Consider the following 26,000-nt stretch of genomic DNA (forward strand, 5'->3'; position numbering starts at 1 on the left):
ACCCGGACTCGAATGGACCCCGGGGAACCCGGGGGACCATTCACCCGGATATCCTGCACCTTGCCCGTAAACACCCGTTCGACCGGGAGCTGACCTGCGATGTCGGAGCGACCAGACCGCCGCCGCCCCGCACCCCCGTCCGCCGCCGCGCCCGGGGCCGGGCCCGCGAAGCGGGTGGGCTGGCGACGCCCGGCCGCTCTCCCCTCCTCTCCCCCGGCCACACCGCCACGGGCTCCGAAGCCGCCCCCGCCGGCCCCCACGCCCGCGGACCACCGCAGCGTGATCGACTCCGCGGTCTACCGCGACGGAGTCCGGGTCGCCTCACCCACCACCCTGGCCGACACCTTCCGCCGGCTGCGCGAACAACCCGACGGCATGGCCTGGATCGGCTTGCACCGCCCGACGGAATCCGAACTCCACTCCCTGGCCGACGAGTTCAACCTCCACCCGCTCTCCATCGAGGACGCCTTGGAGGCCCACCAGCGCCCCAAGCTGGAGCGCTACGGAGACACCCTCTTCGTCGTCCTGCGAGCCGCCCGCTACCTGGACGCTCTGGAGGAGGTCGACTTCGGCGAGCTCCACGTCTTCGTCGGCCCCGACTTCCTGATCACGGTCCGCCACGGAGCGGCCCCGGACCTCTCGGCGGTCCGCCGCCGCATGGAGGAGTCCCCCGAACTCCTCTCCCTCGGCCCGGAAGCCGCCCTGTACGCCATCCTCGACGCGGTGGTCGACGGCTACGCCCCCGTCGTCGAGGGGGTCCAGATCGACATGGACGAGATCGAGACCGAGGTCTTCAGCGGCGACCCGGAAGTCTCCCGCCGCATCTACGAACTCTCCCGGGAAATGGTCGAGTTCCAACGCGCCACCCGCCCCCTGGTCGGCATGCTCCACAGCCTGATGGCCGGCTTCGCGAAGTACGGCACGGACGAGGAACTCCAGCGCTACCTCCGCGACGTGGCCGACCACGTCACCCACACCAGCGAACGCGTGGACGGCTTCCGCCAGGCCCTCACAGAAATCCTGACGGTCAACGCCACCCTGGTCTCCCAACAACAAAACGCCGAAATGCGCGCCTTGGCCGAGGCGGGCTTCGAGCAGAACGAGGAAATCAAGAAGATCTCGGCCTGGGCCGCCATCCTCTTTGCACCTACACTCGTTGGCACCATCTACGGCATGAACTTCGACTCCATGCCGGAACTGGGCTGGAGCCTCGGGTACCCCTTCGCAATCGGTTTGATGGGGATGGTTTGCGTCAGTTTGTACGTGATCTTCAAGCGTCGGGACTGGCTATAAGCGGAGGCTCACCCCTTCACGCAGCACGCGCGATTTGCGCCTGCACTTCCCGCGCAAGCCTCCCATTTGGGACTCTGGGGAGTCCCTGGGGAGAAGTGATGCGGACGATCTCCTCGTGCTGTCCTTGACGATCCCCTGACCAGGGCTTTTTGGCATCCAACGACCGGTGGGGAGAATCCGGGGAGAATCGACTGGCCTCACGAGCTGTCGGCCGCACGCCGGAGCAACGCGGGTTATCGATCTGCGGCGTCTACCAAACCTGACGGCGTCGGGCCTCATCACGGACAGTGAGAGCAGACGCTGCGCTCAGCGGGGCCCAAGGCCAGCCAGGACGACCGGTCATGTCCCGCCTTCGCCCCAACGCCGTTCCGTTTCCCGCCCGTCCCCCCGTCAGGCATGCACACGGCCATCCGCCATCACCAGCCGAACGCGACGCAGCGCCTGGAGATCGCTCAGGGGATCACCATCGACGACCAGGAGGTCCGCGCGGAGGCCGGGGAGCAGGCGCCCCGTGACCTTGCCCAGCCCGAGTGCGTCCGCCGCCTCGCAGGTGGCCAGGTCGACGATCTCCTGCGAGGTGCAGCCCAGATGGGCGAAGAACTCGAGACTGGACACGAAGTCATCGAAGACCGCCCGGCTCACGCCCGCGTCCGTGCCGGTGAGCAGCTGCACCCCGCGCTCGCGCATTCGGCGGATCCCGCCGAACATCTCCTCCGCGCGCTCATGTCCAAAGCGCTCGGCGAAGCCGCGCCAGTCGGGGCTGGCCGCCGGACAGACCCTGATGCCCCGGGCGGCGATCTCGTCGACGACGTCGTCGAGGAGCCGGAAGCCATCCTGGTCGATCCACGTGCAGTGCTCGATCGTGCTCACCCCGGCCTCCACCGCCGCGACGATACCTGCGGTGCCGTGCGCGTGCGCCGCCACCGGGAGGCCGGCACTCGCCGCCTCCCGCACGATGGTCCGGAGCTCCTCGGCCGTGAACTGGGGCGCCCAGATCGGCGGCCCGCCCTTGGTGATGCCCCCGCCCGTGGCCATCACCTTGATGAGGTCCGTGCCCCGCTCCGCGTTGCGGCGGACCAGCGCCCTGGCGGCGTCCTCGCCGTTCACCTCTCCGCCCAGGAACCAGCAGTGTCCGCCGGGTCCCGTCACAGGAGTGCCGGCCGCCAGGACACGCGGTCCGGGCAGCCGCCCCGCCCTGACGGCGTCGCGGAACTGCGTCACCAGTCCGTTCCGGTCGCCGAGGTCGCGCACGGTGGTGACGCCCGCGTTCAACAGACCGAGCGCCCGCTCCGCAATGCCTTCGGCCACCGTCGCATCGTCCGCTTCCCGCAGCGCCGCGACCGGATCGGGCCCCGCGTCCAGAACGAGGTGGACGTGCGCGTCGACGAGCCCCGGCAGCAGCGTGCCGTCGGGGAAGTCGTGACGGAGAATGCCCGCGGGGGCGCGGGACTCCACCTCGCGGCGCGGTCCGGTGTCCACGATGACGCCGTTTCGCACCAGCACGGCGCCGTCCGCCAGGACCTGGCCGTGCGGTCCCGTCACCACGCGCCCGGCAGATATCAGGGTGTCCATCGTCACTCCTCGTTCAGGATTGTGCTGTCAGGGCTTCGGAAAGCCGGATCAACTGCCGTACATCGCTCTCCAGTCCGCCGTCGCCCTCGCCGGGCAGCGCGACCGGAACGGCCTGGGAGGGCGCGTCCTCTCCGGAGGCGTACGCCCGCAGCGCGGACCTCAGATGGCGCGCCGCGACGTCGGGCGTGAGTGGCGCCTCGGCGTCGGCCGTGGCCGCCTCCAGCGCCAGATAGGGACTGATCCGGACGAGCCCGTCCCGGCACTCGATCACACGCCGGTAGTAGCGCCGGTGCACGCCCCGCGGACTCAGCACGTCCCAGCGGCGACCGCCCCCGGTGCGCTCGAGCGCGTCCTCCGGGAACGCCAGGTGCAGAGCCTCCCAGAGGCGTGCCAGCTGGTGGTAGACGCGGCCGTGGTGCCACCACAGACGGATGCTGGCCCAGCGCGTCACCAGCCCCGGGTAGACCACGCCCGCTACGAAGAGGGGGATCGCGAGGTCGAGCAGGAGCTTCGCGCCGGTGATCACCGGGTGGGGCACACCACCGCCGAGCAGGCGCACGAGCGTCAGGCACTCCCGTGCCGCCGAGGCCAGCACCATGCCAGCCAATGCGGTGGCCACCATCCGCAGCCCGGTCGCCAACGGCCGGCTCGCCAGCCGCGCGTACCGCACCGTCCAGAACAGCGCCGCCGCCACGGCATACGTAAGGTAGGCGCCGGCCGAGAGGTAGAAGACCGCGACACCGGGGACCCTCATGTCGGCCGTCGCGTACGTGTGGCCCCGCTCGGTGTGCGGCGTCACAGCCATGGCTGCCGAGGCGATCACCGCAGTCGCGGCGAACGGCACCGCATGCCACCGCACCCGTGTCCGGGCCGAGGTCGGGTCGGACGCCGAGTGGATGAAGAAGCACCCCAGGAAGTACACGGCTCCGAGCAGGCAGAGGTTCTGCAGCAGCTTCGCGACACCGTCCCCGGCGAGCCCGTCGACGAGGCGGATGACTACGGGCAGGCCCAACGGGAAGGAGAGACCCGCACTGAACATGCAAAGGAAGACCGCGCGCAGTAGCCGGTCGGAAGGATCGCGTACGACCTGCCGCCCCGTCCAAAGCAGCGAGCCGTACAGAACAACAGCGAGCACCAGGGACAGCACGCTCACAACCACCCCTGCCGGTCCGCGAGCGCCGTGTGCACCCGTCGGGCCGAGACGTCACCCGGCGCGCGGGGCGTGACCCGGTCCAGCACCGACGCCCACTCGAGGATGATCGTGGCGACGAGTTCCGCCTCCCGCTCCCTCTCCTCGGCGTAGGAGGTGCGCCGGAGCGCGCGGTTGATCACCTCGATCGAGAGGTCCGGCAGCACCTCCTGCCAGACGGCGTCCTCGGACTCGTCGCTCCCGTGGTCCGCCAGGATGTGCCCGACCTCGTGGAGCACGATGTGGTCCTGGTGCGCCCGGCTGGTCTCCTTCTGGTAGAAGATGAAGTCCGCCTGCGCGCCGGCGATCCACAGACCGTACGGGCCGGGGACGGGCAGCGAGTACGGGACCAGCCGGATCGGCCGTCCGCGGTGCTCGCCGAGGAGCCGGCACAGCTCGGGGACCCGCAAGGGGGCGGTGACGCCGAGTTCCCTGAGGATGCTCCGACATCGTTTGCGTAACGTACGTTCGCTCACGGGCCAACTCCGCTGGTGGATCTCCTGGGGCCTGGAGACTCCATCCAATGGCGTCAGACCATCATGATCCAGGACGATTCAGGCCATCGTCCTGGCCGGGACCGCCCTCGGCCTGCTCCAGGCGGTAGACCACGTCCAGCAGATCCATCACCTGTTCGCGGTGCTTCTGGGACAACTGACCCGCCCTCATGGCCATCAGCTTCACATCACTGCCCTGCGACGCCTCGTGCAGTCGTGCCTGCGCGGCGGCGAGGGCCGAGAGCTGCTCCTCGATGCGCGCGGTGGCCGAGTCGTCCACGAAATAGGCCGCGGGGACTCCGAAGAAGGCTGCCAGCGCCTGCAGATGACGCAGCGTCGGATTGGTCTTCTTGCTCTTCCGCAGCTGCCAGATGTAGCTCTGAGAGATCGACACTCCGGTATCCCGGATGGCAGAGGCCACCTGCTCGTTGCTGTACTCGTGGCCGGGATCCGGTCTGACGGTCTCGAAGAGCCTGTTCAGCTTGTCGGCGAACCCACGTTCCGGTTCCTCTGGCATGACGCCCACCCCCCTGGTCCGGCCAGCCCTGTTCTTCCACTCGGATGAATCGATGCAACGTCCACTATCTCCATACTGGTTGAAGAGCGTCAAGGTGCGGACTACGGTACGGCTGCACCAGCCATCAACCGATGTGAAAGAACGGTCCACCCAAGAATCGACATGGGTCTATGCCGGACCCGGGGAACGACGAAGGCAGCCATCGGCTCCGCACCGACCACGCGGAAGCCGTCCCTGAGGCTGCCCCCTGCCCCGGCGAGTCGACGGCGTGGCACGAGTGCTTGAGCACAACGTGAACCAGAAGGGGGAGCAGCACATGTCAACTGCGTCCGGAACGGGGAACATCAACCTCCACAGCAGTGCCGCCGAGATACCGCTCTACGCCCAGATCCGGGCGAAACTCAGGATGGACATCGCGTCGGGCCTCTACCCCCAGGGTGAGTACCTTCCGCCCGCCGACCAGCTCGGCAAGGAGTACGGCGCCAACAAGAACACGATCCTCCGCGCGCTGCGGATGCTGCGCAGCGAAGGCGTCGTGGACTTCGGGCGCGGACGCGGTGCCGTCGTCCTGCCGGCTTCCGGCCCGGTGGGCCTCGATGACATCTCCGACCAACTCCAACGGGTCGTCAACCTCGCAGACGTCTCGGGTATCCCGCGCGCCGCCATCATCTCCGCCATCGAACGGATGCCCAGGATGGCCGCCCGCCACGGGAGGGCGACGCGGCGCGGGCTGCCGACGGCGCGCGGCCGCAGGCCGGGATGGAGCCAAGGAAGCTCAAGCGGAGAGTGACCAACAGGCCAAGAAGACCAGGCCGATCCCGCACGCCCGGACCGGCGGATCCTTCTCGGGCCGGTCCCTCTTCTGCCAGGTGGCGGCCCCTGACAAGAGGTGCCGGGAGGACCGGCCGCCCCGATCGCGGACCGTGTCGACCACCGGTTGCTCCTTGAGCGGCGGGTGGCCACCGATCGAGGATCTTTCCAGGCGGCCACCGAATTCCCGGGAAACGGGGTCGTCCCGTTGGAAAGCCACTCGAGAAGGGATGAGAACCATGGCCAAGAAGATCTACGAGGTTCCGGCTCTGTCCAAGGCCGGCGACTTCCGCAAGGACACCGGATTCCTGAAGCGCGGACCGCACGAGCCCAAGGTCCGTCTGCCCCTGGGCTGGTAGTCCGATGACACGCCACGGCGAGGGATGGTTCGCGCTGTTTCCGGACTGTGAGGCCGCCCTCGCCGTGGCCTCCCGGCTCGGGACACGAGCCGAACGCACCCTCACACACCCGTCAGGACGACCGTTCGTGCTGGGCAACTGGGCCACGTCCGTCCAGGCCCGCAACGACCGGGGAATCTCCGTGACGCTCGTCGGGCACACCCCCGTCGGCGCACCCGAACTCAGCGCGCACATCGCCGGGGTGCGCGATCCCGGCGAGGTCCACCGGGTCACCGCGCGCCTCCCCGGTGACTTCCACGTCATCGCCGAGGCACACGGCGAGATCCACGCGCACGGCACCGCCTCGGGGATGCGCCGGCTCTTCCACGCCGCCGAGGACGGCGTCACCGTCGCCGCCAACCGCTCCGACGTCCTGGCCCGGCTGTTCGACGCGCCCCTCGACGAGGACGTCCTCGCCCTGCGACTGCTGGACTCCGTCCCGCACCCGCTGGGCGACGTCCCCCTGTGGCGCGGTGTGCACTCCGTCGTCCCCGGCGAACTCCTGCGCTTCGGCCGCTCCGCCCCTCGGACGGTCCGCTGGTGGCAGCCCCCGCAGACACAAGTCCCTCTCGCCGAGGGGGCGGAGGCGCTCCGCGCGGCGCTGGACGAAGCCGTACGCCTGCGGGTGGACGCAGCCGGAAGCGTCAGTGCCGACCTCTCCGGCGGCCTCGACTCCACCACCATCTGTGCCCTCGCTGCAGGCGTGAGCACCGCACCGTTACCCGCGCTCACCATGCCCAGCAGGGACCCGGGCGACGACGACGTGCACTGGGCCCAACTCGCCGCCGCCGAGATCGACGGCCTGGAGCACATCCTGCTCGACATCGACGAGATCCCACTCTTCTACAGCGGTCTGCTGGACGTGCGCGGACCCGTCGACGAACCCCTGCCCACCATCCTCGACCAGCCGCGCCAGCTGGTCGGCCACGACCGGCTCCTCGCCGGCGGGTCGCGCCTCCACCTCACCGGCATGGGCGGCGACCACGTCCTGTGGGGGCATCCCGCCCACCACCGTGACCTGCTGGCCACCCGTCCCCTCACGGCACTGCGCAGCATCCGCGGCTACCGCGCCCAGAACCGCTGGTCGCTGCGCGAGACCCTGGCCGTCCTCGCCGACAGCCGCCCCTACGGCAGGTGGCTCGCGGACGTCGCCGACGACGTCACCGCCCCGCGACCCGCCCCGCACAGCCCGGACGTCTTCGGCTGGGACATCCCGCCCCGTCTGCCGGTCTGGGCCACCGCCGACGCCGCCGCCTCCGTACGCCGGAGCCTGCGGGAGGCCGCCGGCACGGCACAGCCCCGCGGTACCACCCGCGCCCTCCACAACGAGATCCACACCCTGCACCACGGCACGCGGGCCACCCGAATCCTGCACCAGGTCGCGGAGCACAGCGGGCTGCCCCTGGCGAGCCCCTTCCTCGACGACCGCGTCGTCGAGGCGTGCTGGTCGGTCCGCTCCGAGGAACGCGCCACGCCATGGGAGTTCAAACCGCTGCTCAAGCGCGCCATGCGCGGCCGGATGCCCGACGCACTGCTGCGCCGCACCACCAAGGGCGAGGCCTCGGCCGACGCCGCCAACGGGCTGCGGGAGAACCGCGAACGCCTCGCAGAGCTGTGGCGGGACTCGCTGCTCGCCAAGGCCGGACTGGTCGACGCCGACAAGCTCCTGGACATCACCCTGCGGCCCTCGTCGCCCGAACTCCGGCACGGCGGCCTCGACGCCACGCTCGCCTGCGAGATCTGGCTCCGCACCATCTGAAGGGGAACCCATGCAACTGCGCGAGGACGTGTCCGTGGTGGACACCGACTACGGCAAGATCCTGCTCGACGGCAGTACGGGTGAGTACTGGGAGCTCAATCCGACCGGCAGCTCGGTCCTGGCCGGCCTGCTCGACGGCACCCCGGCGAAGGACATCGCCGATGCCCTGTGCGCCGAGTTCGACGTCGACGCGGACCGGGCGCAGTCCGACGTGAGCACCCTGCTCTCCGCCCTGCGCGACGCCCGGCTGGTCAGCCCATGAGCTTCCATCCGGTCCCTGAGACCCATACCGGGACGTCCTTCGCCCAGCGCGCCGGAGCCCGCCTCGCCGTTGCGGTGGGCCGGCCCCTGCTGCTCCTGCCGCCGGCCCGACTGGCGCGGGTGCTCGGCGTGGTGTCCCGCGGGGCCCGCCCGGCCGGCCATGACCGGACCTACCGGGCCCGGCAGGCCGTCACCACGGTCAGCGCCGTCTGCGCCGGCCGTGAGGGCTGCCTGCCGCGCTCGGTCGCCACGGCCCTGCTCTGCCGCGCCCGCGGCGAGTGGCCCACGTGGTGCGTCGGCGTCCGCGCCGCGCCTCCCTTCGGCGCCCACGCCTGGGTCGAGGCGGAGGGCCGACTGGTGGGCGAGGAACTACCCGAGAGCTACTTCCGGAGGCTGATCACCGTGGGCTCCGGGAGCGAGGAGAGGAGCCCTTCATGACCGACCACGCGGATCCGTCCGGCGCGACGACCGGAACCGGCCGGGGAACCGAGGGCGTGCCCGCGGCCGTGGCGCGCCCGGGGGAGAACCCCGCCGACGGTGCCCGCCCGGGCACCCGTGACCTGTTGCGCCTGCTGCGCGGCAGCGGCCGGACCGTGGGGGCCTCGCTCGCACTGACCGTCGTCGGCACCGCCCTCGGGCTGCTCCAGCCGCTGCTGACCATGCGTCTGATCGACCGGGTCTCCGCCGACCGGGCCGTCACCGCGCTCATCGTGACGCTGGCTGCTCTCTTCCTCGTCCAGGCCGCCCTCGAGGCGGCCGGTCAGTACCTGTTGGACGTGACCGGCGAGAGCGTGGTCCGGCGCCTGCGCCGCGGACTCGTCGAACGGCTGTTGTTCGTCCGCCTCCGGGACCTCGACGGCCGGCGCGCCGGCGACCTGCTCTCCCGGGTCGGCACCGACACGACCATGCTGCGGGACATGGTCGCGGGCAGCTTCGTCCAGCTCGTGACGGTCACCATCACCGGAGTCGGAGCCGCCGGACTGATGCTGTGGATCGACCCCGTCATGTTCCTCGTGGTCGCCGGGACGCTGGTGATCGCCGCCGTCCTCGTCGCGGGCGTGATGGCCGGCATCCGGACCAGCACCGAGCAGGCCCTCGCCGGTGTCGGTGCGATGACCGCCGACCTCGAACGCGCCCTCGGCGGCATCAGGACCGTGCGGGCCGCCCGCGCCGAACACCGGGAGGCCGAGCGCATCGGCGCGGACGTCGACGCCGCCTACACCGCCGGCGTCCGCTCCGCGAAGCTCGGCTCCGTCGTGGGGCCCGCCATGGAGATCGCGGTCAACGGCTCGTTCCTCCTCGTCCTGCTCGTCGGCGCGGTCCGGGTTTCCGACGGCTCCATGTCCGTCAGCGAACTCGTCGCGTTCCTGCTGTTCGCCACCTACCTGGTGATGCCGCTCGCAGGCCTCTTCAACGCGCTCAGCCTGATCCAGCGCGGTCTCGGCTCGCTCCGCCGGATCGAGGACGTCCTGCGCCTGCCCGTCGAGCAGGACCCGGAGGACGGTGCGCCCGTACCGCTCCCTGCCCCCGCCGCATCGCCCGCGACCCCGCCCCCGCTCCTCGAACTGCGCCGGGTCTCCTTCGCGTACGACGACCGCCCGGTACTGCGCGACGTCTCGTTCTCCGTGCCGCGCACCGGGCTCATCGCCCTGGTCGGCCGGTCCGGCGCCGGCAAGACGACGATCGTCTCCCTTGCCGAGAAGTTCCACGAACCGGACGCCGGACACGTCCTCTTCGACGGCGTCGACGTCAGGGGCGTCGATCCGCGCGACCTACGGGCCCGTATCGGCCTGGTCGAGCAGCACGCGCCCCTGCTGTACGGAACCCTGCGGGACAATCTCGTCTACGCGAAACCCGAGGCGAGTGAGAGAGAAATCCGGGAAGTGCTCCGGATGGTGAATCTCGAAGAACTCGTGGAACGCCTGGCGAACGGACTGGAGACAGAAGTCGGCGACCGGGGATTCAATCTATCCGGCGGAGAACGCCAGCGGGTCGCCATCGCCCGCGCCCTGCTCGCCCGGCCCGAACTCGTACTCCTCGACGAACCCACGTCTCAACTCGACCCCATCAACGAACGGGAACTCACCGACGTCCTGCGGGACATCTCCCGAGAACGCGCCCTGCTCGTCGTCGCCCACCGCATGTCCACCGTCCGGGCGGCCGACCGGATCGTCGTCCTCGACGAGGGCCGTGTCGGCGCCGAGGGCACGCACGAACAGCTGCTCGCCGAGGACCCGTTCTATCGCAGGCTGACCACCGACCACCTCACGCCGCCCCTCGGCCGGCCCGCCCCAGACAGGAGCGTCGCAGCACCGTGAGCCCCACCCCTGCCCGCACCCCCACCGCACCCCACGCGACCGCCGGCGCACGCGCGCCGGGCGCACCGCACTGGACACCGGCCCTCGAACGGGTCGGCCGACTCACCCCGCGCGAGCAGGAGACCTTCCTCCTGCTCGCCGAAGGGCTCTCCAACGAGACGATGGCCCAGCGGCTGCACGTGACCGAACGGACCGTGCGCGCACACGTCGCTGCGGTCATGGAAAAACTCGAACTCTCCTCACGCCTGACCGTCTGCCTGGCTTCGTACGTGTTCTCCACGGAACACGCGGACGCCGGGAACCGGATTGGTCCGTAAAGAGTCCTGAAAATGCTGCCCGTTCGAGATCCGGTCCTACGGCGAATACTGTCGCCACGGCCAATGGAACGGACGCACGGTGTTCGACACGATTTCCCTGGCTTCAGAAAATCCCTCCGGAGCCCCCGACGAAGCGATTCGCCGGGAAGAATGACGAAAGGAAAGTCATGTCTGACGCATTCGACCTGGACGCCCGGATCTCCGCCCCCGCCGGCCCCACCGGCGAGCAGGCGCCCCCGCCGTCCATCTCCGGGATCGCCACCCGCACCGTCTGCACCCGGGTGACCTGCCAGGCCAGCAAGACCTGTGTCTGCACCTCGCTCTGCACGACCTTCTGCGTGGGCGGCAAGTAGCCACGGGCTAGTTCCCGACGGGTGCTGCCGTGGTCGAGACACGGCAGCACCCGTCGTCGCAGAGCGAGAGAAGCACGCCGATCAGACAGGGGCCGACCACCATGCACCTCACCCACCACGGTACCGAAGCCTGGGCCCGCGTGGCAGACGACGACCTCGTGAGCCTGGCGCGGACAGCCGTCCGGCAGGTTCTGAGGGAGACCGCGACCACCGCTCAGGTCGAGGACCTCGCGCTCCGCGCCGCCGAGCAGAGCGACACCACCGGCGCCTGGTACCCGCCCAGTCTCACCCACGGCCAGGCAGGTACCGCGCTGCTCCACCTGTACGCCGCCCGGGCCGGGCTCGGCGACCTGGACACGGCCTCCGGCCACATACGCGAGGCGGTCCTCTCGACCCAGACCGAACCTCTGCAGCACCACGGTCTGTTCGCCGGCACCAGCGGCCTCCTCCTCGCCCTCGCGGACGTCACCCGCGACGAACCCCGCTTCCGCCCCAGCCTCGACCGGCTGACGGACCAGCTGGCCGAGCAGGTCCTCGCCGCGCCACCGCACCGCACCGAACGGGCCGTCAGCGACCTCGACTACGACCTCGTCACCGGCGCGGCCGGCACCCTCGCCCAGCTGAGCTCCGTCCCCGAGCCCTCCGAGCGGGTCACCGAGGCCGCCGCCGTACTCGCCGACTACCTCATCTGGCTCGCCGGACCCGCCGGGACCGCGGGCACCCCGCACCGCTGGCTCATCACGCCCGCGTACTACCCACCCGTCGGCGACTACCTCGCGAGGTACCCGCACGGGTACCTCAACCTCGGGCTCTCGCACGGCGTCCCCGGCATCGCCGCAGCCCTCGCCGCCGCCTGGGCCTCGGGCAACCGCCGCCCGGGCCACCTGGAGGCCGTCACCGCCCTCAGCGGCTGGATCCGCGCGCAGGCGGACACCGACGCGCACGGCTCCCTGTGGAGCGACGGCACGCCCGTCGACGAACACGGCCACGAGGTCTCGGCCGGATGCGTGCACGACCGGATCGCCTGGTGCTACGGCACCTTCGGCGTCGCCGGCGCCCTCCTCACGGTCGCCGAGGCCACCCTCGACGACGAACTGCGCGCCGAAGCCGTCGGCGCCTTCGAGGGCGCGCTCGCCCGCCTCGGGGACCTCCGGCCACTGTCGCCGACCCTCTGCCACGGCCTCGCCGGACTGGTCATGCTGGCACTGGAGTTCGCCCCCTGGAGCGCCGCCGCCCGCGAGCGGCTGCCGGAACTGGTCGGGGACCTCCTCGACCGCCACGAGCCGGACCGCCCGCTCGGGTTCGCCGACCTGGAGGAGCCCGGCAAACCCGTCGACGACCCGGGACTGCTCACCGGGGCCACCGGCGTCGCGCTCACGCTGCTCGCCGCCACCGGCGATCGGCGGCCCGACTGGTTCCGCGCCTTCCTCGGCCGGTGACGCCCATGACCCCGTACGAGCCCGCCGGCTTCTTCCTCCTGCGCTCCCCGGCCCTGCCCGCCCGCACCTGGCTCGACGTGACCGCGGACCCCGACGACACCCCGCGGGCCCTCGTCGACCTCGCCCGTCGTCCGGACGTCACGCGCGCCCTCCTCGTCGCCAGTGGGGACCTGGCCGACAGTCTCGACCGCATCGGCGACCTGAGCGAGAAGCGCCTGCGCCGGCTGCACTCCGGGCTGCTGCGCTACGTCACGCGCATGGCGACCCGGCCCACGCCCTTCGGGGCCTTCTCCGGTGTGGCGATGGGCGAGTTCGGCCCCGCCACCACCGCCCGGCTCGGCCGGCCCGAGGAGCACCGGCTGCGCGTGCGGGCCGACATGGGCTGGCTGCTCGGGCTGATCAAGCGCCTCGACGAGTCCGACGACCTGCTCCGCAGGCTCCGGCTCGTCCTCAACCCGATGGCGGACACGGCCGGCGACCGCGTGGTCCTGCCGCAGGCCGACAAGTACGGCCGGCACGACGCCCGCAGCGTGCGCATCCGGGCCACGCCCGCCGTCGGGCTCGTCATGCGGACCGCCGCCACCCCGGTCCCGTACGAGCGGATCACCGCCGAACTCGCCGCCGCCTTCACCGAGGTCACGGCCGAGACCGTCGAGGGCCTGGTCCGGCAGATGTGGGACCTCGGTTTCCTCATCAGCGACCTGAGGCCCCCGCAGACCGCGGAACGGCCCGAACACCATGTCCTGAAGAGGCTCACCGGCATCCCCGCCGCGCAGGAGACGGCCGACCGGCTCAGCGCCGTCGCCGACCTCGCCGACCGGGCGGACGACGCCGCCTCCCTGCGCCGACTCGCCGCCGCCCAGCAGGACCTCGTACCCGGGCACGACGGCCGCCCCTACCAGGCCGACATGGCGCTGCACCTGGACGGTCCCGTACTGAACGCGTCGATCGGCGAGGCGGCGGCCGAGGCCGTCGGTGTCCTGGTCCGCCTGAGCGCCGCCCACGGTACGCGCAACCACCTGACGCGCTACCGCGAGGAATTCACCGAACGCTACGGCGAGGGCACCCGCGTCCCGGTACTCGGTCTGCTCAGCCCCGACACCGGGCTCGACGCCCCGCCGACCTACACCAACCCGCCGCGCAGCATCGAACTGCCGGGGGCGACGCCCGAGCACACCGCCCGGCTGGACGCCCTGCTCGTCGAGTTCGCCCAGCAGGCCTGGTGGGACAAGTCCTTCGAGGTCGAGCTGACCGACGCCTGGCTGGAGCGCCTCTCCCGCGCGGGCCGGTGCCCGACCCGCCGCCCGCCATGGAGGTCTACCTCCAGCTGCACGCCGCCGACCGCGCCGCCCTCGACCGGGGGGAGTGGCAGGCCGTCCTGCGCTACGACAGCCTCACCTACGGGGGCCGCACCTTCGGACGCTTCAGCGAGCTGCTGGGCGAGTCCGCCGCCGAGCGGCTGCGCGGGTACGCCCGCGCGGAGGAGGCGCTCTTCCCCGACGTCGCCTACGCGGAGCTCGCGTTCCTGCCCCCGTACGGCCGTGCGGCCAACATCACCCTGCGCCCCGCCGTCCGGCCGTACGAGATTCCCGTCAACACCACGCCGTCCGTCGGCCCGGACCAGGTCCTCCCCCTCGCAGACATCCTCGTCGGCGTCAGCGGGAACCGGTTCCACCTGTGGTCCCGGAAACTCGACCGGGAGGTCGTGGTCGCCCAGCACCACATGCTCAGCCCGGCGATGGCGCCGAACGTGGCCCGGTTCCTACTCGAGGCCTCCCAGGACGGCTGTGTCATGCCCTCCGGTTTCCACTGGGGCCCCGCCGAAGCGGCCCCCTTCCTGCCGCGCGTCACCCGCGGGCAGATCGTCCTGCGCCCCGCGCAGTGGCGGCTCACCAGAAGTCCCGCGGCCGCCACGGACCCCGCGGGCGCGCACGGCAGGACCGGTCTCGCGGCACCCGCAGCCGGCACACCGTCCACGCACCCGCTCGACGACCTCGACGGCTGGCGCCGGCGCTGGAACGTGCCCCGCCACGTCTATCTCGTCGAGTCCGACCAGCGGCTGCTGCTGGACCTCGACCACCCCGCCTGCCGCGCCGAACTCCGTGCGGAGCTGGACGAGCGCGGTACCCTCGTCTTCCACGAGATGCTGCCGTCCTTCGACGGCATGTGGCTCCAGGATGCCGACGGCGAGCACTACGCCGCCGAGGTCGTCGTCCCCGTCCTCGCCCGCGACGCGGTCCGCGCCACCCGCGCTCCCGTGCCGCGGCAAGGCCGCGCGGTCCCCGTGGAGCGCCATCTGCCCGGCGGTGCCTGGACGTTCCTCAAGGTCTACGCGGCCCCCGAGCGGCAGGACGAGATCATCGCCGGCCCGCTGCTCGACCTCGTTGCGGGACTGGGCCGCGAAGGGCTCCTGGACCGCTGGTTCTACATCCGCTACGCCGACCCCTTCCCGCACCTGCGCCTGCGGGTCCGCGGCACCGACGCCGACCGTACCCTGACCGAGGTCACCGCGTGGGGACGCGATCTCGTCGCCCGCGGACTGGCCCTGGACATCGAACTCGCCGGCTACGCACCGGAGACGGCCCGCTACGGCGGCCCGGAGGTCTTCGACACGGCCGAGCGGCTCTTCAGCGCCAACAGCGAAGCCACCGCCCTGCTGCTGTCGCGACAGCCCGACATCAGGCCCGAATTCCTCGCCGTCGCCGCGCTGGACACCCTCCACGCCCAGTGGGGCATGCCGCCGGGCGGCGGGCGCGTTCACCACACCGGCGGCCACGACGAGGCCCACGTCCGGGACACCCGAACGCTGTTCCGCGAACACCGCGCCTACCTGTGCGAACTCCTCAGCCCGTGGGAGCGCGACCCGCACGAGGAAGGGCGGGCCCACCGGCTGCTCCTCCGGGAGACGTTCGCCGCGCAGGCACCCGCCGTCGCCGAGACGGCCGGAGCCGTCCGCGAGGCGGCCCGCCGCGGCCTCCTGGTCGGCTCCGAGGACTCCATCCTCGCCAGCCTCGCGCACATGCAGATCAACCGGCTCCTCCCCATCGACCTCCAACGGGAGGCCCGCAGCCACGCCCTGTGGGCCCACGTCCTGCGCGCCGTCCGGGGCCGCGCGGCCGCGAAGGCCAGGGAGGGCCGATGATCTGGCTGCGCGTCGGCACGCTGTTCTGGCGGCTCAGCCCGCTGCGGGTATCCGCCTTCACCGGCGTCTCCCTCCTCCTCGCCCTCATACCGGCCGCGCAGATCGGGCTGGTCGCCGCCGCCGTGCAGGGTGTGGCCGACGCCGTCACCGGCGACCGGGACGCCGGACGGGCCGCGCTCACGGCGGGCGCCGCCCTTCTCGGGGTGGGCCTCGCCAGCCATGTCCTGGGCACCTTCCTGCAGTACCTCGACACCCTCCTGCGGCTCGAACTCACCGCTCGCGTCGGCGAATGGGTGATGCGCAAGGGCACCATGCTCGACCTCCAGCAGTACGAGGACGCCGAGGTCTACGACAAGATGCAGCGCGCCTTCCAGGAGAGCAGCGGAGGCCGCGTCTACCAGGTCTTCACCCAGCTCCTTGAGGTCGCGAGGGAGTTGGTCACCCTGGTGACCGTCAGCGTGGTGCTGTTCTCCTGGAGCCCCTGGATCGCCCTGGTGATCCTGCTCTCGCCCATGCCGTCGGTCGTCTCGTACGTGCTCTTCAGCCACAGGGCATACGAGATCGAGTACGACCGGACCGCTGACCGGCGGCGCGCGTACTACTACCAGCACCTCACCACCACCGACCACTCCTACAAGGAGGTCCGTCTCTTCCAGCTCGGCCCGCACCTGGTGGACCTCTACACCCGGCTCATCCGCACCTTCTTCGACGTCGACCGCCGCCTCGCCCGCAAGCAGTCCGTGCTCGGCGGCGTCCTCGGTCTTCTCAGCGTCGCCGCCTCCTCCGGCGCCGTGCTCTGGGCGATCCACACCACCACCCACGCCGGGCAGGTCGGGCAGCTCGCCGGCTACCTCCAGGCCGTCGGTTCGGTCCAGGTCTCCGCTCACGGCATGCTGCTCGGCATCGCCGCTCTCTACAAGGACAGCCTGTTCCTCGGCAATCTCTTCGACTTCCTCGCCCTGCCCGAGCGTCAGATCAAGGGCGGGACACGCCCGTTCCCGGACACGCTGCGCAAAGGCATCGAGTTCCGCGACGTCCGCTTCGTCTACCCCGGCACCGGCCACGTCGTCCTGGACGGCGTCAGCTTCACCCTGCCCGCGGGCGAATGCGTCGCGCTGGTGGGACAGAACGGCTCCGGCAAGACCACGCTGGTCAAGCTGCTCACCCGGCTCTACGAGCCGACGAGCGGCCAGATCCTCGTCGACGACGTCCCGATCGAGGAGTACGACCTCGACGACCTGCAACGCCACATCGGCGTCATCTTCCAGGACTTCATCCGCTACGAGCTGCCCGTCCGCGACAACATCGGCCTCGGCAGCGTCGAAGCCCGCGAGGACACCGGGCGCGTCGCCGAGGCGGCACGGGCCGCCGGCGCCGACGGGTTCGTCGAGGCGCTGCCCCGTGGCTACGACACGACACTCGGCCGCCACTTCGAGGACGGCCACCAGCTGTCCGGCGGCCAGTGGCAGAAGATCGCCCTGAGCCGGGCCTTCATGCGCCGCGCTCCCGTCGTCGTCCTCGACGAGCCGACGGCCTCCATCGACGCGGAGGCCGAAGCGGAAATCTTCGGCCGGCTCAAGGACGTCGCCCACGGCGCCACTGCCCTGGTCATCGCCCACCGCTTCGCCACCGTCCGGATGGCCGACCGGATCGTCGTCCTGGAAAACGGCAAGGTCATCGAGCACGGAGTGCACCAAGACCTCCTGAGGGCCGACGGCGTGTACGCCCGGCTCTTCCGTATCCAGGCTTCGGGCTACCTGACCGAAGCCGCGTCCCCCTGAAGGCCGAGCGATGCGCGTATCCGTCCTGTATCCCGCCATGCCGACGGACCCCCGGCACGTCGCCCCCTTCGCCGCGCTCGTCCGCGACGAAGGAGCGGCCCGCCTCTGGCAGGGCCAGTCCCTCTGCGCCGACACCCAGCAGGTCTTCGCCTACCTGGCCGGAATGGGCTACCGCGTCCCGGTCGGGACCAGTGTCGCCCTCATGCCGCTGCGGCATCCGCTGGACACGGCCATTCAGGCCCGGTCCATGTCCGTCCTCACCGGACACCGCACGACCCTCGGACTCGGTCCCGCGACCCCCGACGTCGTCGCCGGACTGCACGGAAAGCCGTACGACAGCCCACGCGACGCCTGTGTGGAATACCTGACCGAGGTTCGGCGCCTGATCGGGACCGAGGACGGAGTCGCCGGACCCGGCATCGGCGCCGCCATCGGCCTGCCGGGCCTGTCACATCCGGGGGTGGAGACCGGACTCGGTGTGCTCCGGCCGACGCTCGCGCGGGCCGCGGGCCGGGTGGCGGACGCGGCGATCAGCTGGATGACCCCGCCCGGCTACGTCCGCGACACCCTGCTGCCCGCCATGGCGAAGGGCGCGGCCGAGTCGGGCCGCCCGGTGCCCCGCATGGTCACCGTCGTGCACGCCGCCGTCGACCGCCCCGGGCGCCACGCCTACCGGCTCGCCTTCGCGGCCGCCCACGTCCACCTCGCCGGGCCGCACTACTGCGACATGCTGCGCCGCGCCGGCCTGCGCGTCCACCACAGCCGCCCGGGGCTCGGCGCCCGCGCCCTGGTCGATTCCGGAGTCTTCCTCTACGGCACGCCCGGGCACATCGCCGCACAGCTGGCCGAATTCGATCGGGCGGGGGTGGACGAAGTTGTCGTCAACGTCGCGGGAGTGTATTCCGAGCATGGCCGACCGGACGCCGTACGGGACCTCCAGGAGATCCTCGCGGCCTGCCGGGAGGCGACGAACTGACCCAGGAACGGGTGCGGAAGGCCGGGGCACGCCCGCGTGCCGCCCTCCCGCACGCGGTGAGGAGAGGCAAGACGGTGCCCGACGACATCGCCCGGTGGCTGAACGAGCACGCCAACCCCTTGAGCACCCTGACCCCCGGCGCGCCGGTGGAGGACCTGAGGCCCCTGGGCGAGGCCCTGCGGGAGACACGGATCGTCGGTCTGGGGGAATCGACCCACGGCACGGGCGAGTTCTTCCGGCTGAAGCACCGCATCGTGGAGTTCCTGGTCCGTGAGGAGGGGTTCACCGCCCTCGCCATGGAGGCCAGCCAGTCCGCCGCCCGCGCGCTCGACGGGTACGTCCGGTACGGCACGGGCTCCCCCGAACGGCTCGTCGCCCGGCTGGGCTTCTGGACCTGGCGCACCCGCGAGATGGTCGACCTCGTCGAGTGGCTGCGCGCCCACAACCGCGACCTGCCCGAAGAGCGCCGGGTCCGCTTCGTGGGAACCGACCCCCAGCTCTGCGCCGACTCGGTCGAGGCCGTCGCCGCCTTTCTGCTCCGGGCTGCGCCCGATCAGGCCGGGCGCGTCAGCGCCCTGGACGTCCTGGCCCGGGCGCGCCCGGGCTCGCTTCCGGACCCGGACAAGGCCCTGATGCGACGCGCCGAGGAGATCGCCCGCCTCGTCGCGGACCACGCCGAGCGGCCGGGTCCCGGCGACGACGCCGGCGAGGCTCTGGAACACGCGCGGATCCTCGTCCGCGCCGCCGACCTGGTGACGCGGCCCTTCGCAGCCTCGGCCGGCGAGGACGGCGTGCTCGCCGCGCGTGACCGCTACATGGCCGAGGCCGTCGCACGGCTCGTGGACGACAACCCCGAGGCTCGCGTCATGGTCTGGGCACACAACGGGCACATCGCGAAGGGCACGTACGGGGACCAGGTGCCGGCCCTCGGCAGCAGACTCCGCGAACGGTACGGCGACGCCTACTACGCGCTGGCCCTCCTCTTCGGCAAGGGCTCCTTCCTGGCCCGCCGCGGCAACGACCTTCAGCGCCCGCCTGCCCGCCACCGCATCGGCACCGGCCTCCGCTCCCTGGAGGCCAGACTCACGCACGCCCTGCCCGGCGACTACTACGCGGACCTCCGCGCCGCGAGTTCCCCCACCGGCACCGCGCCCTGGCTGCACGCCCCGCACGCGCAGCGCAGCTTCGGCGCCAACGTCCAACGGTTCCTCTACCGCTTGAACACCGCCCCGCTCGTCCCGGCCGAGGACTACGACGGCATCGCGTTCGTAGCACGCTCGACCTGCTCCCACCTGCTGCCCCCGGCGGAGGACTGAGGTTCTCTCACGGCCACAGGTCGAGCGCGGCGTTCAGAGTGAGCTGCCACATCGGTTCGGCACCGGTGCCGAATGCCGCGGCGAGCCCGTACCCCACGGACGCGTCGTACGGGTCCCTGGCACGCTCGGACTCGCCCGCCGCCTCCCAGTCGGCCGACACGCGCCCGTCGCCGCTCGATGTGAAGACGCCGAGCAGCCGCTCGTCCCGCAGCAGCCGGCTGGTGCCGAGGGAGTCCGGAACCAGCAGATAGCTGCACTCCCGCGCCCCTGAGACGACCTCGACCCGGTACGAGCGCCGGGTCAGGAATCCCTTGGACGGCCGCAGGGTCTCCTCTGCACCGTCGACGAGCAGAGTCAGGTGCTCGGGGTCGCGCGTCCCGATCGGCACATGGCTCTCCGGCACGGTGTGCGGGGCCCGCCGGATCTCGACCGGCGGCAGACCGTCCCCGCTCACGCCCAGCGTCCCGCCCTCATGGTCGAGTTCGATCCGGACCGCGCCGAAGAGCGGATCGTCGGCGGGCTCGTACGCGTACGGATTCATCGGGACCCTTGCCTCCTGTTCATCCTGGTGATCGTCTTCCCCCAGTCTCGTCCGGACGCGGTGGGCCGGTTCCCTTTCCGGCCAGAGGCGGGCCCGTGGGCGACGGCCACCGGCTCCCGCCTCGCTGCCACTACGTCGCGTAGCCGGTCACGCCAGGCGCTTCGCGGTCCCGACCAGCGGCGATCCGTCTTCAGAGGCAGCCGCGGCTGGGGAGAATCCGGGGAGAACGAAGCCTCGTTGGGGAGCGGCTGGGGAGGATCGACCGTACAAACTGGCAGCACGGTGAAAGAGGCGGAAAGGCTGATCGTTGCAGGTCGGACCGCCTGTTCGGGCTATTTCCGCAGGTCAGCGGCGTGAGAGCGACGACTTCAAGAAGATCTCCTCCTGGGCCGCCATCTTGTTTGCACCCACACTCGTGGGAACCATCTACGGCATGAACTTCGAAGACATGCCGGAACTCAAGTGGGCAGGCGGCTACCCCTTCGCGATCCTGCTGATGGCGGTGGTATGCGTTAGTTTGTACGTGATTTTCAAGCGGCGGGACTGGCTCTGAACATCCCACTCGCCCCTCCTTCGCACTTCACTTTCGCATCACTCACAGATCGGCCCAGAAGAGGCCGTGGGGGGCCCTGGGGGGATAGATGCGGGTGATCTCCTCGCCTTGCCCTTGATAAGCCCCTGACCAGGCCTTTTGGGGCGTCGGCAAGCTCCGGGGAGAATCTGGGGAGAAACGAATGGCAGTCGGCGCCGTGCGCCCGCCATAACGAGCCCGCCCGGCTTCCCGCTCAGGGCTCCCTGTAGAGCGCACCGAACCTGCGGCGCATCACAGACAGTGACCTCCATGCACTCGCCGTCCCCGACGGTGTCGTCCGTGCGAGCAACGCCAGTCGCGGGGCTCCAGCAACTCGTCGTACACCGCACCGTGCCCACGGCGTCAGCAATAGGGCAGACACCCCCGGCCCCAGCGCTTCGGCCAGCGACTCCCGGGCGGATACGCCGTCCAGGCCCGGCATCCCCGGCCGAGGCCGTTTCGTCTCAGGTGTGGGAGATCGCCGTTGTCGGTGGTTGCGCGTGGAACGCCGTCCGTACGACGCGGGCTGCGATGAATCCGATCAGCGCTGTTGCTGCCGCCAGGCCGATGCCGGTCGCGTCGAGCGGTTCGGTCTCCAGGATCGACCGGAGCGCGGGGAGGTAGAGCGCGGCTGCCGCGAGGAGTGCGGAGGCGAGGACGGCCAGGGGGAGGAAGAGGTTCTCCTTCGTCAGCAGGCGGGATCGCAGGCCCAGTACCACTCCGAGCTGGCCGGCGAGCAGGGCGAGGAAGAGCACGCTCTGCCAGGGCAGGTCCCAGGCGCGTGCGGTGAGGGCCGCCGCGAGGCAGGAGGCGGTGACGACCGTGGCGAGCAGGAGCAGCCGCTGCCAGGCACCGGCGCCGAGGATGTGCTGTCCGGGCGGGCGGGGCGGCCTGTTCATGGCGCCTGGTGAGACGGGTTCGGCGCCCATGGCGACACCGGTGAGGCCGTGGGTGAGGAGGTTGATCCAGAGGATCTGTCCGGCCCGCAGGGGCAGGAGGCCGATGAGGGGGCCGGTGAGCATGACGAGGATCTCGGCCGCTCCGCCGGCCAGGCCGTAGACGAGGAAGCGCCGGATGTTGTCGTAGACGCGACGGCCTTCCTCCACCGCCGAGACGACCGTCGACAGTTCGTCGTTGGTGAGCACGAGGTCGGCGGCCTGCCGTGCGACTTCCGTGCCGCGTGCGCCCATCGCGACGCCGATGTCGGCCTGGCGCAGGGCTGGTCCGTCGTTCACGCCGTCGCCGGTCATCGCGGTGACGGCGCCGCGGGAGCGCCAGGCTTCCACGATGTCCAGCTTCTGCTGCGGAGTCGTACGCGCGAATACGCGGACGGTGGTGAGGTCCGCGATCCGGCCGGCGGCGAGGTCCGCACCCGTGACCACCTCCTCGTGCGAGCTGTCGGCGGGCAGCAGGCCGACCTCGGTTGCCACGGCGCGCGCAGTGGCGGGGTGGTCGCCGGTGATGAGGATGGGGGTGATACCAGCGGCCCGGCAGGCGGCGATCGTGGCCGCGGCCTCCGTTTTGGGCGGGTCGCTGATGGCGACCAGGCCGAGCAGGCGGAGGCCGGACTCGGCGTCGGAGGGGTGGTGGGGGACCTCGTCCCGTGTCCCCGAGGCGATGGCGAGGACACGGAAGCCGCGGGCGGCCAGCAGCGCGGCCTGCTGCTCCGCCGTGTGGAGCAGGTCCGTGGGGTCGGCGAGGACGGCGGGGTCGAGGATCGCTTCGGGCGCGCCCTTCAGGCACACGAGCACCCGGTCCTCGGGGGTGGTGTGCAGGGTGGTCATGCGTTTGCGCAGGCTGTCGAAGGGGGCTTCGTCCGCGCGCGGGTGGCTTGCGTGGAGCGTGGCCTGATCGGCGCAGCCCGCCTTGGCCGCGGCCGTCAGGAGGGCCGCCTCGGTGGGATCACCCATGGGGGTCCAGCGGTCGTCGGGCGCGGCGGGTCCGGTCGGCGGGCGGATCGAGGCGTCGTTGCAGAGCGCCGCCGTGGTCAGCAGTTCGCGTAGCGGATCCCATTCCGCCTGTGTCGGGCGTCGGCCGGCGATCAGGACGTCGCCTTCCGGCTCGTAGCCGACGCCGGAGAGGTCGGCCGTGGCACGGGGCATCCAGACGTGCTGGACCACCATGCGGCCTTCGGTGAGGGTGCCGGTCTTGTCCGTGGCGAGGACCGATACGGAGCCGAGCGTCTCGACGGCGGGAAGGCGGCGTACGAGCGCGTGCCGGGTGGCCATGCGGCGGGCGCCGAGGGCGAGGGCGAGGGTGACGACGGCGGGCAGGGATTCCGGTACCGCGGCGACCGCCAGGCTGATGGCGGTCACTGCCATGATCCCGACGGGCAGGTCTTGCATGAGGCCCAGGACGAAGACGACCAGGCAGAGTCCGAGGGTGGCGACGGCAAGGATCCGGCCGAGGGAGGCGAGGCGGTGTTGCAGCGGGGTCGGCTCCCGTCCGCCTTCGAGGAGGGCGGCGATACGGCCGAGTGCGCTCGCTGCGCCGGTCGCCGCCACGGTGGCCACGCCCCTCCCCCGTACGACGACCGTTCCGGCGCTCAGGGCCGTACCCGGATCCTTGTCCACCGCGACGGACTCGCCGGTGAGCATGGACTCGTCGACGAGGAGGGCCGATGCTTCGGTGAGTTCGGCGTCGGCGGCGACGATGTCGCCCTCGCCGAGGAGGAGGACGTCACCGGGTACGACGTCGGTGGCCGGGACTTCGCGCGGCACGCCCTCCCTCAGTACACGTGCTCCCGGCGCCGACATGGCCGAGAGGGCGGCCACCGCGTTGTCGGCGCGGATCTCCTGGGTCACGCCGACGGCGGTGTTGAAGAGGATCACCAGGCCGATGACGATGGAGTCGGCGTGGTCTCCGATGGCGATCGTGAGCAGGACCGCGCCGATCAGGACCATGACCAGGGGGTCTCGGAGCTGTGCCAGGACCCGCGCGTACAGGGGTGTCGGCGACTGGGCGGCGATTTCGTTGCGGCCGTGTTCGACGAGGCGGCGCTCGGCCTCCCGTTCGGTGAGTCCGCGGGGCTTCCGTGGGGCGGGGGGTGCTTGGCTGGCCGCGGGCGCAGACATCAGGCCCCTTGCGCGACGGGGACCGTGATGACGGGGCAGTGGGCCCGGTGCAGCAGTCCGTGGACGACGGAGCCGAGCCGCATGCCGGTGTAGCCCCCGTTTCCGCGGCGGCCCAGCACCAGGGCCAGGGCGTGTTCGGCCGCCTTCGCCAGCTCCTCGACCGGGTGGCCTGCCGGCACTTCGTGGGTGAGCGCGACGTCCGGGTACTTCTCCGACCAGCCGGCGACGGTCTCGGACAGCGTGCGGCGCTGCGCCTGGAGACCGTCGTTCTTGTTCTCGAACGAGAGCAGGGGCTGGTGCCACACCGAGATGGCCCGCAGCATGCATCCGCGTGTGCTCGCTTCTTCGAAGGCCACTGCCAGCGCCGCCTTCGACGACTCGCTGCCGTCGACCGCGACGACCATGTACGGCGACAGTTGACTGACGTGCTCCGCATCGCCGACGACCGCGACCGGACAGTGCGCCTGCGCGACGACGGGCACCACCAGGGAACCGGCGCTGAGGAACTCCTCGGTGCGGCTGAGGTGTCGCGACCCGAGCACCAGCATGGGGGCCTTCAGGGAAAGCCTGCCGAGGACGGGAGCAGGAAGCCCGTCGAGCAGGTGGGTGGACGGTTCGAGATCCGGGTGCCGCGAGCGCGTCCACCCGGCGGCCGCTTCGAGGGTTTCCGCTCCGGTCCGGCGCAAGTCGATGCGGTACGTGCTCCCGTCGGCGTGCTGGGTGTCGTGTTGCGGTGGCACCACCAGTGCGAGACCCAGTCCGAGCGCCCGGCGGTGCGCCTCGTCGGCCGCCCAGGCCAGGGCCATGTGCCAGTCCCTGACCGGGTCGATGCCGACGACGATCTCACGGCCTGTCATGTTCTCCATCACGACTCGCTCCCCTGATCGTTGCCGTGCCGCGGGATGAGCAGCACGGGACAGCGCGCGTGGTGCAGGAGGCTGTGGGTCACGTGCCCCAGCGTCCGGCCGATGTAGCCCGGCGAGCGCCTCCCGCCGACGACCAGCAGGTCCGCGTCCTGCGAGGCCTCGGCCAGTACACCGGCCGCCGAGAAGCCCTTCTCCAGGTCCGCGTGCACGGTCAGATCCGGGAACTCCTCGCGGATCAGGCCTGCCATTGCCGTCAAGCGCTCCGCGTGCCGGCCGCTGATCTCCTCGACGTCGTCGAGCATGCTCACGACGTTGCCGACGGTTCCCAGCACGTTCCATACGTGCAGCAGCCTCAGCGACGACTTGCGCAGCCCGGCTTCGCACGCCGCGTACCGGACGCAGTCGAGGTCGTGTTCGTCGCGGACACCGGCCAGCACGCTGCCCGTCTCGACCCGCGGGTCCGTCCCCCGCACCACGGCCAAGGGGGTGGTGGCACTCGCGGCGGCCTTGAGTCCGACGGAGCCGAGCATCAGCGAGGTGAACCCGCCGAGACCGCGGTTGCCGACGACGATCGTGCCGTGGACGCCCGCGGCCCTGTGGAGGCTGGGTACGGGTGAGCTGCGACTGAACTCCGTGGTGACGTGCAGATCGGGATGGAGTTCCGCTACGGCCGCGGCGGTGTCATCGAGTAGTTCGCGGCCCGCTGCACGGACCCGTTCAAGGGTTTCCACCGATGCGTATACGGCTCTGCTGTCCGTGTCGGCGGCGTGGAGGATGTGCAGGGTGCTCCCCCGCCGTGCCGCTTCGGCCGCGGCCCACAGGACTGCCCCGCGTGCGGGGTCCGACCCGTCGACGCCGACGATGACCGTCCCGAGTTCCGGACCGGCAGTGATGCCTTCCATGGTTTCTCCTGATCGAGGGCCATCGTGCTTGCGCTCCCACGCTGGCATCGCGGGCCCGTGGCCGGCGAGGGCCATAGGGGCCAGGGCAAGGGCCGACTGGTCCCTCCCCGA

General features: G+C 71.4%; 22 protein-coding genes and 2 pseudogenes. 16 read left to right on the forward strand and 8 right to left on the reverse strand.

All coding sequences use genetic code 11. The features are described from left to right. Window positions 1-99 precede the first annotated feature (99 nt). Window positions 100-1,293 carry a magnesium and cobalt transport protein CorA gene (locus ACE1OC_RS09035; protein ID WP_407836570.1) on the forward strand — a complete coding sequence of 398 codons (1,194 nt, stop codon included), beginning with the start codon at window positions 100-102 and terminating at the stop codon, window positions 1,291-1,293. 390 nt (window positions 1,294-1,683) lie between these two features. Here ACE1OC_RS09035 and ACE1OC_RS09040 read toward each other — a convergent pair whose 3' ends face one another. The 4 genes from ACE1OC_RS09040 to ACE1OC_RS09055 form a co-directional block, all read right to left on the reverse strand. Continuing rightward, a complete protein-coding gene (locus ACE1OC_RS09040; RefSeq protein WP_407836571.1) occupies window positions 1,684-2,865 on the reverse strand; it encodes an amidohydrolase family protein in 1,182 nt (393 codons plus the stop codon). Window positions 2,866-2,878: 13 nt separating this feature from the next. Next, on the reverse strand, window positions 2,879-4,018 hold the full coding sequence (locus tag ACE1OC_RS09045; RefSeq protein WP_407836572.1) for an MAB_1171c family putative transporter: 1,140 nt from the start codon (window positions 4,016-4,018) through the stop codon (window positions 2,879-2,881). Then, window positions 4,015-4,530, reverse strand: a complete 516-nt coding sequence (locus tag ACE1OC_RS09050) for a hypothetical protein (RefSeq protein ID WP_407836573.1) — start codon at window positions 4,528-4,530, stop codon at window positions 4,015-4,017. The genes ACE1OC_RS09045 and ACE1OC_RS09050 overlap by 4 nt, the downstream gene beginning before the upstream one ends. A 61-nt stretch (window positions 4,531-4,591) precedes the next feature. Further along, the gene (locus ACE1OC_RS09055) at window positions 4,592-5,065 is read right to left on the reverse strand and encodes a helix-turn-helix domain-containing protein (RefSeq protein WP_250740569.1); all 474 of its coding nucleotides are present in this window, start codon (window positions 5,063-5,065) and stop codon (window positions 4,592-4,594) included. Between the two features lie 316 nt (window positions 5,066-5,381). On the opposite strand from ACE1OC_RS09055, the gene ACE1OC_RS09060 reads away from it, so the two are divergent. The 14 genes and pseudogenes from ACE1OC_RS09060 to ACE1OC_RS09125 all read left to right on the forward strand — a co-directional run bounded on the left by ACE1OC_RS09060 (window position 5,382) and on the right by ACE1OC_RS09125 (window position 19,935). Next, window positions 5,382-5,855: a GntR family transcriptional regulator gene (locus ACE1OC_RS09060; protein WP_250740571.1), complete on the forward strand. Its 474-nt coding sequence runs from the start codon at window positions 5,382-5,384 to the stop codon at window positions 5,853-5,855. Between the two features lie 259 nt (window positions 5,856-6,114). After that, the gene (locus ACE1OC_RS09065) at window positions 6,115-6,234 is read left to right on the forward strand and encodes a keywimysin-related RiPP (RefSeq protein WP_250740573.1); all 120 of its coding nucleotides are present in this window, start codon (window positions 6,115-6,117) and stop codon (window positions 6,232-6,234) included. A 127-nt stretch (window positions 6,235-6,361) separates the two neighbouring features. Continuing rightward, the gene (locus tag ACE1OC_RS09070; protein WP_250740575.1) at window positions 6,362-8,032 is read left to right on the forward strand and encodes an asparagine synthase-related protein; all 1,671 of its coding nucleotides are present in this window, start codon (window positions 6,362-6,364) and stop codon (window positions 8,030-8,032) included. Between the two features lie 10 nt (window positions 8,033-8,042). Next, entirely contained in the window at window positions 8,043-8,294 is a 252-nt protein-coding gene (locus ACE1OC_RS09075; RefSeq protein ID WP_250740577.1) for a lasso peptide biosynthesis PqqD family chaperone, read from the forward strand. Then, window positions 8,291-8,731, forward strand: a complete 441-nt coding sequence (locus ACE1OC_RS09080; protein ID WP_250740579.1) for a lasso peptide biosynthesis B2 protein — start codon at window positions 8,291-8,293, stop codon at window positions 8,729-8,731. The genes ACE1OC_RS09075 and ACE1OC_RS09080 overlap by 4 nt, the downstream gene beginning before the upstream one ends. Continuing rightward, window positions 8,728-10,611 carry an ABC transporter ATP-binding protein gene (locus ACE1OC_RS09085; RefSeq protein WP_407836574.1) on the forward strand — a complete coding sequence of 628 codons (1,884 nt, stop codon included), beginning with the start codon at window positions 8,728-8,730 and terminating at the stop codon, window positions 10,609-10,611. The genes ACE1OC_RS09080 and ACE1OC_RS09085 overlap by 4 nt, the downstream gene beginning before the upstream one ends. Then, window positions 10,608-10,928: a response regulator transcription factor gene (locus tag ACE1OC_RS09090; RefSeq protein ID WP_250740583.1), complete on the forward strand. Its 321-nt coding sequence runs from the start codon at window positions 10,608-10,610 to the stop codon at window positions 10,926-10,928. The genes ACE1OC_RS09085 and ACE1OC_RS09090 overlap by 4 nt, the downstream gene beginning before the upstream one ends. Window positions 10,929-11,095: 167 nt before the next feature. Next, a complete protein-coding gene (locus ACE1OC_RS09095) occupies window positions 11,096-11,281 on the forward strand; it encodes an FDLD family class I lanthipeptide (protein ID WP_250740585.1) in 186 nt (61 codons plus the stop codon). Between the two features lie 140 nt (window positions 11,282-11,421). Next, window positions 11,422-12,720: a lanthionine synthetase C family protein gene (locus tag ACE1OC_RS09100; protein ID WP_351440815.1), complete on the forward strand. Its 1,299-nt coding sequence runs from the start codon at window positions 11,422-11,424 to the stop codon at window positions 12,718-12,720. A 5-nt stretch (window positions 12,721-12,725) separates the two neighbouring features. Next, window positions 12,726-14,761, forward strand: a pseudogene (locus ACE1OC_RS09105) (lantibiotic dehydratase family protein); the annotation flags it as partial. Window positions 14,762-14,884: 123 nt separating this feature from the next. Further along, a complete protein-coding gene (locus ACE1OC_RS09110; protein WP_407841518.1) occupies window positions 14,885-15,862 on the forward strand; it encodes a thiopeptide-type bacteriocin biosynthesis protein in 978 nt (325 codons plus the stop codon). Continuing rightward, window positions 15,859-17,643: an ABC transporter ATP-binding protein gene (locus ACE1OC_RS09115; protein ID WP_407836575.1), complete on the forward strand. Its 1,785-nt coding sequence runs from the start codon at window positions 15,859-15,861 to the stop codon at window positions 17,641-17,643. Before ACE1OC_RS09110 ends, ACE1OC_RS09115 begins: the two co-directional genes overlap by 4 nt. Window positions 17,644-17,653: 10 nt before the next feature. Further along, the gene (locus ACE1OC_RS09120) at window positions 17,654-18,619 is read left to right on the forward strand and encodes an LLM class flavin-dependent oxidoreductase (RefSeq protein WP_351440818.1); all 966 of its coding nucleotides are present in this window, start codon (window positions 17,654-17,656) and stop codon (window positions 18,617-18,619) included. 74 nt (window positions 18,620-18,693) lie between these two features. Then, window positions 18,694-19,935, forward strand: a complete 1,242-nt coding sequence (locus ACE1OC_RS09125; RefSeq protein WP_407836576.1) for an erythromycin esterase family protein — start codon at window positions 18,694-18,696, stop codon at window positions 19,933-19,935. A 7-nt stretch (window positions 19,936-19,942) separates the two neighbouring features. On the opposite strand, the gene ACE1OC_RS09130 is transcribed toward ACE1OC_RS09125, so the two are convergent. Beyond that, on the reverse strand, window positions 19,943-20,476 hold the full coding sequence (locus ACE1OC_RS09130; protein ID WP_407836577.1) for a hypothetical protein: 534 nt from the start codon (window positions 20,474-20,476) through the stop codon (window positions 19,943-19,945). Window positions 20,477-20,843: 367 nt separating this feature from the next. On the opposite strand from ACE1OC_RS09130, the pseudogene ACE1OC_RS09135 reads away from it, so the two are divergent. Then, a pseudogene (locus tag ACE1OC_RS09135) lies at window positions 20,844-21,029 on the forward strand (CorA family divalent cation transporter); the annotation flags it as partial. 482 nt (window positions 21,030-21,511) lie between these two features. Here the strand turns inward: ACE1OC_RS09135 and ACE1OC_RS09140 are convergent. Genes ACE1OC_RS09140 through ACE1OC_RS09150 form a run of 3 tightly spaced genes read right to left on the reverse strand, consistent with a single transcriptional unit; the run spans window position 21,512 to window position 25,889 of the window. After that, window positions 21,512-24,121, reverse strand: a complete 2,610-nt coding sequence (locus ACE1OC_RS09140; RefSeq protein ID WP_407836578.1) for a cation-translocating P-type ATPase — start codon at window positions 24,119-24,121, stop codon at window positions 21,512-21,514. Then, the gene (locus ACE1OC_RS09145) at window positions 24,121-24,987 is read right to left on the reverse strand and encodes a universal stress protein (RefSeq protein ID WP_407836579.1); all 867 of its coding nucleotides are present in this window, start codon (window positions 24,985-24,987) and stop codon (window positions 24,121-24,123) included. Before ACE1OC_RS09145 ends, ACE1OC_RS09140 begins: the two co-directional genes overlap by 1 nt. Continuing rightward, window positions 24,987-25,889 (reverse strand): universal stress protein, encoded by a 903-nt coding sequence (locus ACE1OC_RS09150; protein ID WP_407836580.1) that lies wholly within the window; start codon window positions 25,887-25,889, stop codon window positions 24,987-24,989. Before ACE1OC_RS09150 ends, ACE1OC_RS09145 begins: the two co-directional genes overlap by 1 nt. Window positions 25,890-26,000 lie beyond the last annotated feature (111 nt).

This window comes from Streptomyces stoeckheimensis, assembly GCF_045822005.1.
GTDB classification, from domain to species: Bacteria; Actinomycetota; Actinomycetes; order Streptomycetales; family Streptomycetaceae; genus Streptomyces; species Streptomyces stoeckheimensis.

What these genes read in the sequence shown, in the direction of transcription:
- ACE1OC_RS09035 (WP_407836570.1), top strand. Translation starts at nt 100, where the DNA reads ATGTCGGAGCGACCAGACCGCCGCCGCCCCGCACCCCCGTCCGCCGCC.
- ACE1OC_RS09040 (WP_407836571.1), bottom strand. Translation starts at nt 2,865, where the DNA reads ATGGACACCCTGATATCTGCCGGGCGCGTGGTGACGGGACCGCACGGC.
- ACE1OC_RS09055 (WP_250740569.1), bottom strand. Translation starts at nt 5,065, where the DNA reads ATGCCAGAGGAACCGGAACGTGGGTTCGCCGACAAGCTGAACAGGCTC.
- ACE1OC_RS09060 (WP_250740571.1), top strand. Translation starts at nt 5,382, where the DNA reads ATGTCAACTGCGTCCGGAACGGGGAACATCAACCTCCACAGCAGTGCC.
- ACE1OC_RS09065 (WP_250740573.1), top strand. Translation starts at nt 6,115, where the DNA reads ATGGCCAAGAAGATCTACGAGGTTCCGGCTCTGTCCAAGGCCGGCGAC.
- ACE1OC_RS09075 (WP_250740577.1), top strand. Translation starts at nt 8,043, where the DNA reads ATGCAACTGCGCGAGGACGTGTCCGTGGTGGACACCGACTACGGCAAG.
- ACE1OC_RS09080 (WP_250740579.1), top strand. Translation starts at nt 8,291, where the DNA reads ATGAGCTTCCATCCGGTCCCTGAGACCCATACCGGGACGTCCTTCGCC.
- ACE1OC_RS09085 (WP_407836574.1), top strand. Translation starts at nt 8,728, where the DNA reads ATGACCGACCACGCGGATCCGTCCGGCGCGACGACCGGAACCGGCCGG.
- ACE1OC_RS09095 (WP_250740585.1), top strand. Translation starts at nt 11,096, where the DNA reads ATGTCTGACGCATTCGACCTGGACGCCCGGATCTCCGCCCCCGCCGGC.
- ACE1OC_RS09110 (WP_407841518.1), top strand. Translation starts at nt 14,885, where the DNA reads ATGTGGCTCCAGGATGCCGACGGCGAGCACTACGCCGCCGAGGTCGTC.
- ACE1OC_RS09115 (WP_407836575.1), top strand. Translation starts at nt 15,859, where the DNA reads ATGATCTGGCTGCGCGTCGGCACGCTGTTCTGGCGGCTCAGCCCGCTG.
- ACE1OC_RS09120 (WP_351440818.1), top strand. Translation starts at nt 17,654, where the DNA reads ATGCGCGTATCCGTCCTGTATCCCGCCATGCCGACGGACCCCCGGCAC.
- ACE1OC_RS09130 (WP_407836577.1), bottom strand. Translation starts at nt 20,476, where the DNA reads ATGAATCCGTACGCGTACGAGCCCGCCGACGATCCGCTCTTCGGCGCG.
- ACE1OC_RS09140 (WP_407836578.1), bottom strand. Translation starts at nt 24,121, where the DNA reads ATGTCTGCGCCCGCGGCCAGCCAAGCACCCCCCGCCCCACGGAAGCCC.
- ACE1OC_RS09145 (WP_407836579.1), bottom strand. Translation starts at nt 24,987, where the DNA reads ATGGAGAACATGACAGGCCGTGAGATCGTCGTCGGCATCGACCCGGTC.
- ACE1OC_RS09150 (WP_407836580.1), bottom strand. Translation starts at nt 25,889, where the DNA reads ATGGAAGGCATCACTGCCGGTCCGGAACTCGGGACGGTCATCGTCGGC.